Raw genomic sequence first — 9,594 nt, 5'->3', positions numbered from 1 at the left:
ACTACCGCAACCTGCGCCAGAAGTTCGTCGAGACCGTCCTCGACAAGCTGGTCAACTGGGACTTCGCGCAGGCCAACTACGCCTGACGGCACGACGCCCTGGCCCGTTCGAATGGAGGGGCTGCGCTTTCGAGGGGGTGGCTTGACCGCCCCCTCGTCGTTTCCGGCTGGGTAGCGGACAAAGAGGGTGGCCTCCGTCAGCGTCCGCCAAACGGCCCGCCCGCCAGCCGAAAGCCGGCGCCGATGCCCCGTTTGGCAAACCAGCCCTGCGCGACCTCGAGCACATAGCGCACGGGCTCGCGCGAGCAGTGGCTGGTCTCGTCGAGCGGGCGCATGTCCGCAAGGTTGACGATGCGGCCATCGTCCGCGACGAAGGCGGCCGTCAGCGGCACATAGGTGTTGCGCATCCAAAAGCACTGCACCGCCGGCGCCTCGAAGACGAACAGCATCCCTTCGTTGGCGGCCAGCTCCCGCCGCCACATCAGGCCGATCGAGCGCTGCTCGTGTGTCAGCGCCACCTGCGCATCGATCAGGTGCATCCCGGCGCGCAGCGACACGCGCGGCAGGTCCATCTGGGCAGTCTGAGCCCGCTCGGCGGCAGGGGGCTGCGCCGCCGCCGCGGGTGTCGCGCACAGCCCCACGGCCAGGGCCAGCGCCGCCCAGGCCCCCGCGGCTACCGGGTGCCGATCGCGTTGCCACCGGCGGTACCGAGGGCGACGGTGAAGGGCGGCCGGCGGACGGAGCGGGGCAGGCATGGCGTCAGGTCCACGGAGGTTTTGTCGATAGAATCGATTCTAGAGCCCAGCGCCCACCCGGTGCTGCGGCGCGTTACGCCCTACGGAGACCCCGCACATGTATCAGCACATCCAAGTGCCCGCTGAAGGCCAGAAGATCACCGTCAACGCCGACATGTCGCTCAACGTGCCGGACAACCCGATCATCCCGTACATCGAGGGGGACGGGACCGGCTTCGACATCACCCCGGTCATGATCAAGGTGGTGGATGCGGCGGTGGCCAAGGCCTATGGCGGCAAGCGCAAGATCCACTGGATGGAGGTCTATGCGGGCGAGAAGTCCACCAAAGTCTACGGACCCGACGTCTGGCTGCCGGAGGAAACCCTGCATGCCCTCAAGGAGTACGTGGTATCCATCAAAGGCCCGCTGACCACCCCGGTTGGCGGCGGCATCCGCTCGCTCAACGTCGCGCTGCGCCAGGAGCTCGACCTCTACGTCTGCCTGCGCCCGGTGCGCTACTTCAAGGGCGTGCCCAGCCCGCTGAAGGAGCCGGAAAAGACCGACATGGTCATTTTCCGCGAGAACTCCGAAGACATCTACGCTGGCATCGAATACCCGGCGCAGAGCGACAAAGCCAAGAAGCTGATCAAGTTTCTCATCGAAGAGATGGGCGTGACCAAGATCCGCTTCCCGGAGACCTCGGGCATCGGCATCAAGCCGGTCTCGATCGAGGGGACCGAGCGCCTGGTGCGCAAGGCGATCCAGTACGCGATCGACAACGACAAGCCCTCGGTCACCCTGGTGCACAAAGGCAACATCATGAAGTACACGGAAGGCGGCTTCCGTGACTGGGGCTATGCGCTGGCGCAGCGGGAGTTCGGTGCCGAGCCGATCGACGGTGGCCCGTGGTGCAAGTTCAAGAACCCCAAGACGGGCAAGGACATCGTCGTCAAGGACTCGATCGCCGACGCCTTCCTACAGCAGATCCTGCTGCGCCCGGCCGAATACTCGGTGATCGCCACGCTCAACCTCAACGGCGACTACATCTCCGACGCGCTGGCGGCGCAGGTGGGCGGCATTGGCATCGCCCCGGGTGCCAACCTGTCCGACAGCGTGGCCTGTTTCGAGGCCACGCACGGCACGGCGCCCAAGTACGCCGGCAAGGACTACGTCAACCCGGGCTCGGAGATTCTCTCGGCCGAGATGATGCTGCGCCACATGGGCTGGAAAGAGGCCGCCGACCTCATCATCAGCAGCATGGAAAAGGCCATTCAGAGCAAGAAGGTCACCTACGACTTCGCGCGCCTGATGGAAGGCGCCACGCAGGTGTCGTGCTCGGGCTTCGGTCAGGTCATGATCGACCACATGTGACCGCCGCGCGGGCCGCGTCGCCCGCGCCGTCCGCCGTCCCGGTCGGGCGAAATCCCGTGCCACCCACGCTGCCGCCGCCCCCAGGGGCGGCGGCGTTTTTTGGGCGACGGACGGCCAAGCCGCGCCCCATGTGGGGGTGCCGAATTTATTGCAGAATGATCGCCATGGCCACGACACCAAAACAACCCGATCTGACCCCGAGCGTGCCCGGCGGCGGCGATGCGGTGGTGTTGGAGCGTCGCCGCCAGCGCGTGCAGCCGCCCAAGATGTACCAGGTCGTCCTGCTCAACGACGACTTCACACCGATGGAGTTCGTCGTGCGCGTGCTGCAGGAGTTTTTCAACAAGGACCGCGAGACGGCCACGCAAATCATGCTCAAGATCCACGTGCACGGGCGCGGCGTGTGCGGCGTCTATACCCGCGATGTCGCCGCCACCAAGGTCGAACAGGTCACCCAGGCCGCACGGGCGGCGGGGCATCCGCTGCAGTGCGTGGCGGAACCCGTTGAATAACGAGGGCGCCGCCCCACATACCCGAGTGTGCCGGTGGATGCATCGCGCTACAGTTGAACCCCGAAGTGAAGGAAGTGCCCCATGATTGCCCAGGAACTTGAAGTCAGCTTGCACATGGCCTTTGTCGAGGCCCGGCAGCAGCGGCACGAATTCATCACGGTCGAGCATCTGCTGCTGGCGCTGCTGGACAATCCCAGCGCCGCCGAGGTGCTGCGCGCCTGCAACGCCAACATCGACGATCTGCGCAAGTCGCTGACCACCTTCATCAAGGACAACACGCCCACCGTGGCGGGGACGGACGAGGTGGACACGCAACCGACGCTGGGTTTCCAGCGCGTGATTCAGCGCGCCATCATGCATGTGCAGTCCACCGGCAACGGCAAAAAAGAGGTCACGGGCGCCAATGTGCTGGTGGCCATCTTCGGCGAGAAGGACTCGCACGCGGTGTATTACCTGCACCAGCAGGGCATCACCCGGCTGGACGTGGTCAACTACATCGCGCACGGCATCCGCAAGGGCGAGTCGCCCGAGCCTGCCAAGTCCAGCGAGGGCAGCGCCGCCGAAAACGAAGAGGCCAGCGAGGCCAAGGGCAACGAGAAGGCGTCCGTGCTGGAGCAGTTCACCCAGAACCTCAACCAATCGGCCAGGGACGGCAAGATCGACCCGCTGATCGGACGGGATTACGAGGTCGAGCGGGTCATCCAGATTCTGTGCCGCCGGCGCAAGAACAACCCGCTGCTCGTGGGCGAGGCCGGTGTGGGCAAGACCGCCATTGCCGAAGGGCTGGCTTGGCGCATCGTGCAAAAAGACGTGCCCGATGTGCTGGCCGATGCGACGGTGTATTCCCTGGACATGGGGGCGCTGCTGGCCGGTACCAAATATCGCGGCGATTTCGAACAGCGCCTGAAAGGCGTGCTCAAGGCGCTCAAGGACAAGCCCAACGCCATCCTCTTCATTGACGAAATCCACACCCTGATCGGGGCGGGGGCAGCCTCGGGCGGCACGCTAGACGCCTCCAACCTGCTCAAGCCGGCGCTGTCCAGTGGCCAGCTCAAGTGCATCGGTGCGACCACCTTCACCGAGTACCGCGGCATCTTCGAGAAAGACGCGGCGCTGTCGCGGCGCTTCCAAAAGGTGGACGTGGTCGAGCCCACGGTGGAGCAGACGATCGAGATCCTCAAGGGTCTGAAGTCGCGCTTCGAGGAGCACCACAGCGTCAAGTACGCCGCCGCCGCGCTGCAGGCCGCGGCCGAGCTGTCGGCCAAGTACATCAACGACCGCCACTTGCCCGACAAGGCCATCGACGTCATCGACGAGGCCGGGGCGGCGCAGCGCATCGTCGCGCCGTCCAAGCGCAAAAAGACCATCGGCAAGGCCGAGATCGAGGAGATCGTGGCCAAGATCGCGCGCATCCCGCCCGCCAGCGTCTCAAGCGACGACCGCGGCAAGCTGCAGAACCTGGAGCGCGACCTCAAGGCCGTCGTGTTCGGCCAGGACAAGGCCCTGGAGGCCTTGGCCTCGTCCGTCAAGATGGCGCGCTCGGGCCTGGGCAAGCCGGACAAGCCGATTGGGGCGTTTCTGTTCAGCGGTCCCACGGGTGTCGGCAAAACCGAGGCGGCCAAGCAGCTCGCCTACATTCTGGGCATCGAGCTGATCCGCTTCGATATGTCGGAGTACATGGAGCGCCATGCGGTCAGCCGCCTGATCGGCGCGCCGCCGGGCTACGTCGGCTTCGACCAGGGCGGGCTGCTGACCGAGGCCATCACCAAGAAGCCGCACTGCGTGCTGCTGCTCGACGAGATCGAGAAGGCACACCCGGACATTTTCAACGTGCTGCTGCAGGTGATGGACCACGGCACGCTGACCGACAACAACGGGCGCAAGGCCGACTTCCGCAACGTCATCATCATCATGACGACCAACGCCGGCGCCGAGACGATGAACAAGTCCACCATCGGCTTCACGACGCAGCGCCAGGCCGGCGACGAGATGGCCGACATCAAGCGCCTGTTCACGCCGGAGTTCCGCAACCGGCTGGATGCCATCGTCAGCTTCAAGCCGCTGGACGAGCAGGTCATCCTGCGCGTGGTGGACAAGTTCCTGCTGCAGCTGGAGCAGCAGCTGGCCGAGAAGAAGGTCGAGGTCACCTTCACCGACGCGCTGCGCAGGCACTTGGCGAAGAAGGGCTTCGATCCGCTGATGGGCGCGCGCCCGATGCAACGCCTGATCCAGGACACGATCCGGCGCGCGCTGGCGGACGAGCTGCTGTTCGGCCGGCTGGTCGACGGTGGGCGCCTGACGGTGGACGTCGAGACGCCCGAGGGTGGCGGCGAGCCGCAGGTCAAGCTCGACATCCAGCCGTTGCCGAAGAAAGACCGCAAGGCCGAACCGGCCGAACCGGAAGAGGCCACGGCCGACTGACCTCGGTCGCCCCGGGCCAGCCCCGGGGCCTGGGTGGGGTCAGGCGCGTGGCTGTGCGCCCTCGCGCAGCAGCAGTGCGCGTTTGCGTTCGAGCCCCCAGCGGTAGCCCGTCAGACGGCCGTCGCTGGCGATCACCCGGTGGCAGGGAATCACCACCGCCAGCGGGTTGGCGCCGCAGGCCTGCGCGACAGCCCGCGTGGCGCGCGGGGCGTCCAGACGACGGGCCACCTCGCCGTAGGACAGGGTCTGGCCTGCGGGAATGGTGCGCAGCACCGCCCAGACGCGCTGCTGGAAGGCGGTCCCGCGGATGTCCAGCGGCAGGGCGAAATCGCGCCCGGGGGTTTCGATGAGCGCGGCGACCGCGTCCGCCCACGCCCGGTGCGTGCCCTGGCCGTCTGCGAGGGTCGTGCGCGGAAAACGCCGGCGCAGATCGGCCCGCCAGGCGTCGTCCGTGGTGCCCAGCGAGACGGCGCACAGGCCAGCCGCGCTGATGGCGACCCGCACGTCCCCCAGGGGACAGGGGACGACGGCGGTGTGGAGGGTGGCTGATGCGGCGACGGCAAGCGACATGGCCCCACTGTACGCCAAACCACGCTCCCGTGGGCCCATGTGCCCCGACCTGACCAGCGCCGCGCACCGGTTAGGATGCCGGGGTGACCCAGACCGCCCACACCTTTTTTTGGCACGATTACGAGACCTTTGGCGCCGACGCCCGACGGGATCGGCCCGCCCAGTTTGCCGGCCTGCGCACCGATGCCCAGCTCAACCCGATCGGTGAGCCCGTCATCTGGTACTGCCGGCCGGGGCCGGACTATCTGCCCGATCCGGAAAGCTGCCTGATCACCGGCATCACGCCCCAGATCTGCTTGGAGCGCGGCGTCACCGAGCGAGCTTTTGCCGAATCCATCCTGGCCGAGCTGGAGCGTCCCGGCACCGTCGGCGTGGGCTACAACTCCATCCGCTTCGACGACGAGTTCACGCGCCACCTGTTGTGGCGCAATCTGCTCGATCCCTATGGCCGGGAGTGGCGCAACGGCTGCGGCCGCTGGGATCTGCTGGACGTGGTGCGCATGACCTGGGCGCTGCGCCCGCAAGGCATCGAGTGGCCGCGCCACCCCGACGGGCGGCCGAGTTTTCGCCTCGAGGATCTGACGGCGGCCAACGGCCTGGCCCATGCTCAGGCGCACGACGCCCTGTCGGATGTGCTGGCCACGGTGGCGGTGGCGCGCCTGATCCGCGAGCGCCAGCCTCGGCTGTTCGACTACGCCTTCGGGTTGCGCCGGCGCGATCGCGTGATGCAGGTGCTGGGCCTGCCCGCGCTGGCGGGCCAGGCGCGCCCGTTCGTGCATGTGTCGGGCCAGTTTTCCCCCGAGCGGGGCTGCCTGGCGGTGATGTGGCCACTGGCCAGCCATCCGTTCAACCGCAACGAGGTACTGGCCTGGGATCTGGCCCACGACCCGCGCGAGCTGATCGATTTGCGGCCGGAGGATGCCCGCTTGCGCCTGTTCACGCGCCAGTCGGATTTGCCCGAGGGGGTGCGGCGGCTGCCGCTCAAGAGCATCCACCTCAACCGCTCGCCCATGGTGGTCAGCAATCCGGCGGTGCTGAAAGAGGGGGCCGCCGAGCGTTTCGGGCTGGATCTGGGGCTCATCGAGCGGCATGCGGCCTATGCCGCCGGCCTGCCCGATCTGGGTGCGCTGTGGACCGCGTTGTTTGGGCGTGAATCGCCGTCCGGGCCGGCCGATGTGGACGGGGCGCTGTACGACGGTTTCGTCGGTGACGAGGACCGCCGGCGACTGGCGCGGCTGCGCCGGCTCGATCCCGGTGATCCGGCGTGGCAGCGGGCGGGGTTCGATGACCCCCGGTTGCCGGAACTGGTGTTTCGCTTCCGCGCTCGCAATCACCCGGAGTCGCTGAGCGACGATGAGCGCTTGCGCTGGCGCGCCTACTGTCGGGCCCGGTTGGTGGACGGCACGGGTGGCCTCACGCCATTGTCGGCCTATCTGGAGCGGCTGGATGCCTTGGCCGAAGGGGCCGTCGAGCGTGATGACGAGCGGGCGCAGGCGATCCTGGCCGATTTGATGGACTACGCCACCTCGCTGGCGCCGGACGGTTGAGCGTTGGCCTGCCACAGCGCCAGATGCTCGCCGCGCGCCACGCGCTGCAGATGGGCACCGACCTGCAGGGCCGGCATGGGCCGACCCAGTCCGAAGCCCTGCACCGCGTCGCAGCCGATTTGGCGCAGCGCGTGCAGTTGCGCGGCCGTCTCCACGCCTTCGGCCACGGTCTCGCGCCCCAGGCGGTGCGCCAGGGCCACGGCCGCGGTGACGATGGCGGCATCGTCTGGATCGTCGGCCACATCCCGCACGAAGGTGCGGTCGATTTTGAGCCGGTCGATCGGCAGGTGCTTGAGGTAGGCCAAGGACGAGTACCCCGTGCCAAAGTCGTCGATCGCGATGCGCGCGCCCAGTTCGCGCAGGCGCGACAGCTCGGCTTCGGCGCGCCGCGGGTCGCGCATCATGGCGCCCTCGGTGATTTCGAATTCGATGCCGAGCAGGGGCAGCGCGGCCGCAGCGCTTTCGGGGTCGGCCGCGGCGAAGGCCTCGCGGATGCGCTCGGCCAGCCCCTCGCGGTCGAACTGGCGCGCCGACAGGTTGATGCTGAGCAGCAGGGGCCACTGCGGGTACAGGTGCTGCCAACGCTGCCGCTGGTGAGCGACCGCCGTGCACACCCAGCGGCCCAGCGCCTCGATGAGGTCGGCCGACTGCTCGGCCATCGGCACGAAGGCGGCCGGCGACAGCACCTCGCCATCCGCCTGCGGCCAGCGCAGCAGGGCCTCGAACCCGATCAGCGGCATCCCGTCACGCAGCGCATGGATCGGCTGGTAGTACAGCTCGAGGGCGTCGCCGGCGATCGCCTCACGCAGGCGCGCCTCCAGGTCGATGCGCTGCAGGACCTGTTCGTTCATGGCCGGGGTGTAGTAGCGCCACCCCGCGCCGCCTTCGCCCTTGGCGTGGTACATCGCGATGTCGGCCAGCCGCAGCAGCTCTGCAGCACGGCGCCCGTCCCGCGGGAAGCAGGCGATCCCGATCGAGGGCGTGACGTAGGCGCGCAGCACCCCATGGGCCCCGTTGTCGACGGTGAAGGGCTCCGACATGGCTTGCACGATCTGCAGCGCGACCCGCGCGGCGTCGGCCTCGTCCTGCATGCCGGTCAGGGCCACGACGAATTCGTCGCCACCGATGCGCGCGACGATGTCGCTGGCCCGCAGGCGGGAGCGCAGCCGCTGCGCCGCCTCCACCAGCACCTGGTCGCCGGCTTCGTGGCCCAGAGAGTCGTTGATGGCCTTGAAGCGGTCCAGGTCGATGAACAGCACGCCCAGCGGGCGCCCGTCGCGCTCGGCCGCGGCCAGCGCCTGGTCCAGCGCGACCGGCAACGCGTGGCGGTTGGTCAGGCCGGTGAGGGCGTCGGTGCGCGCCAGCCGCTCGATGGTGTCCTGCGCGGCGCGACGTTCGGTGACGTCGGTGTACACGGTGACGAAGCCGCCTGTGGCCAGCGGTTGGCCCCGCACGTGCAGCACCCGGCCATTCGGGCGGACGCGCTCGAACTCGTGCGGCTCGAAACGCAGGGCGCGTTCGCGCATCTCGGCCAGCAGGCCCTCGGGATCGGCTTGGGGACCATACTCACCGCGCTCGATGTTGTAGCGCAACAAATCCAACAACGTGACATCGGGCTGGTCGAACAGCGGCCGGGGCAGGTCCAGCAACTCCAGCAGGCGATCATTCCAGACCTGCACGCGCAGCGCCCGATCGACCATCGACACACCGGCGGGGATGTTGTCCACCAGCGTGCGCAAGATGTCGCGTGCCTGTGCCAGCCGCTCGCGCTCTTGCTTCTGCTCGGTGATGTCGGTGTAGGTGGTGACGAAGCCCGCCACCTCGCCATCGCGCAGGATCGGCTCGCCAATCACCAGGTGCGTGCGGCCGTTGGGGCGGGTGCGCTCCAGCCGGTGGGCGCGAAACTGCAGCGCCAACTGGCGGCGCTCCGCCACTGCTTGCTCGGGGTCTACCGCTCCATACTCGCCGCGCTGGGCCGGCACCCGGATCAGGTCGTCGAAGTCCACCCCGTCGTGGAGCAGCTCTTGCGGCAAGTCGAGCACGCGCCCGAATTCCGCATTCCAGACCCGCAGCTTGAGCTGGCGGTCGAACACGCTCAGGCCCATCGGCAGGTTTTGCACGATGGCTTCCAGATACGCGGTCCGCTCGCGCAGAACCGCCTCGAGCCGGACTCGCTCGCTGATGTCCAGGTTGACGCCAAAGGCGATGCGCTGCCCCGTGGCCGGCTCGCGCGTGACGACGGTGCGCAACAAGTGGTGGGTGATGCGGCCGTCTGGCTGCTGGATCCGGTAGCCCGCCTCTCCGCTGCCGCGCGCGTAAGACTCTTCCAGCACGCGATTCACCCGCTCGCGGTCCTCCGGCACCAACTGGCGCAGCGAGCGCTCGCGCTCGGCCGGTTCGTCCAGTACGATGCCGTGCATGCGCCGGAACACGTCCGAC

7 protein-coding genes and 1 pseudogene are annotated in these 9,594 nt (G+C 68.0%); 5 read left to right on the top strand and 3 right to left on the bottom strand.

The genetic code is table 11. The annotated features are described in order from the left end of the window. Positions 1-86: pseudogene (locus ACK4TH_RS05950) on the top strand (superoxide dismutase [Fe]); the annotation flags it as partial. A 110-nt stretch (positions 87-196) separates the two neighbouring features. On the opposite strand, the gene ACK4TH_RS05945 reads toward ACK4TH_RS05950, so the two are convergent. After that, the gene (locus ACK4TH_RS05945) at positions 197-754 is read right to left on the bottom strand and encodes a DUF192 domain-containing protein (RefSeq protein WP_409623822.1); all 558 of its coding nucleotides are present in this window, start codon (positions 752-754) and stop codon (positions 197-199) included. A 97-nt stretch (positions 755-851) separates the two neighbouring features. Here ACK4TH_RS05945 and icd point away from each other — a divergent pair, with 97 nt between their 5' ends. The 3 genes from icd to clpA all read left to right on the top strand — a co-directional run bounded on the left by icd (position 852) and on the right by clpA (position 5,038). After that, a complete protein-coding gene (gene icd / locus ACK4TH_RS05940; RefSeq protein ID WP_409623820.1) occupies positions 852-2,105 on the top strand; it encodes an NADP-dependent isocitrate dehydrogenase in 1,254 nt (417 codons plus the stop codon). Positions 2,106-2,260: 155 nt separating this feature from the next. Then, positions 2,261-2,617 carry an ATP-dependent Clp protease adapter ClpS gene (gene clpS, locus ACK4TH_RS05935; RefSeq protein ID WP_068610190.1) on the top strand — a complete coding sequence of 119 codons (357 nt, stop codon included), beginning with the start codon at positions 2,261-2,263 and terminating at the stop codon, positions 2,615-2,617. 81 nt (positions 2,618-2,698) lie between these two features. Beyond that, positions 2,699-5,038, top strand: a complete 2,340-nt coding sequence (gene clpA, locus ACK4TH_RS05930) for an ATP-dependent Clp protease ATP-binding subunit ClpA (protein ID WP_409623818.1) — start codon at positions 2,699-2,701, stop codon at positions 5,036-5,038. 39 nt (positions 5,039-5,077) lie between these two features. On the opposite strand, the gene ACK4TH_RS05925 is transcribed toward clpA, so the two are convergent. Then, positions 5,078-5,608 carry a methylated-DNA--[protein]-cysteine S-methyltransferase gene (locus ACK4TH_RS05925; RefSeq protein ID WP_409623816.1) on the bottom strand — a complete coding sequence of 177 codons (531 nt, stop codon included), beginning with the start codon at positions 5,606-5,608 and terminating at the stop codon, positions 5,078-5,080. Between the two features lie 83 nt (positions 5,609-5,691). Here ACK4TH_RS05925 and sbcB point away from each other — a divergent pair, with 83 nt between their 5' ends. Beyond that, positions 5,692-7,155, top strand: coding sequence for an exodeoxyribonuclease I (gene sbcB / locus ACK4TH_RS05920; protein ID WP_409623814.1), 1,464 nt, complete (start codon positions 5,692-5,694; stop codon positions 7,153-7,155). Here the strand turns inward: sbcB and ACK4TH_RS05915 are convergent. Further along, a complete protein-coding gene (locus ACK4TH_RS05915) occupies positions 7,125-9,575 on the bottom strand; it encodes a putative bifunctional diguanylate cyclase/phosphodiesterase (RefSeq protein ID WP_409623812.1) in 2,451 nt (816 codons plus the stop codon). The genes sbcB and ACK4TH_RS05915 overlap by 31 nt on opposite strands. Between the last annotated feature and the right edge of the window lie 19 nt (positions 9,576-9,594).

Source organism: Tepidimonas sp. (genome assembly GCF_046292505.1).
Classification (GTDB): domain Bacteria; phylum Pseudomonadota; class Gammaproteobacteria; order Burkholderiales; family Burkholderiaceae_C; genus Tepidimonas.
The sequence above is the reverse complement of the archived record's forward strand: the minus strand, read 5'-3'. Positions and strand labels throughout refer to the sequence as shown.

What these genes read in the sequence shown, in the direction of transcription:
- clpA (WP_409623818.1), top strand. Translation starts at nt 2,699, where the DNA reads ATGATTGCCCAGGAACTTGAAGTCAGCTTGCACATGGCCTTTGTCGAG.
- ACK4TH_RS05925 (WP_409623816.1), bottom strand. Translation starts at nt 5,608, where the DNA reads ATGTCGCTTGCCGTCGCCGCATCAGCCACCCTCCACACCGCCGTCGTC.
- ACK4TH_RS05915 (WP_409623812.1), bottom strand. Translation starts at nt 9,575, where the DNA reads ATGCACGGCATCGTACTGGACGAACCGGCCGAGCGCGAGCGCTCGCTG.
- icd (WP_409623820.1), top strand. Translation starts at nt 852, where the DNA reads ATGTATCAGCACATCCAAGTGCCCGCTGAAGGCCAGAAGATCACCGTC.
- clpS (WP_068610190.1), top strand. Translation starts at nt 2,261, where the DNA reads ATGATCGCCATGGCCACGACACCAAAACAACCCGATCTGACCCCGAGC.
- ACK4TH_RS05945 (WP_409623822.1), bottom strand. Translation starts at nt 754, where the DNA reads ATGCCTGCCCCGCTCCGTCCGCCGGCCGCCCTTCACCGTCGCCCTCGG.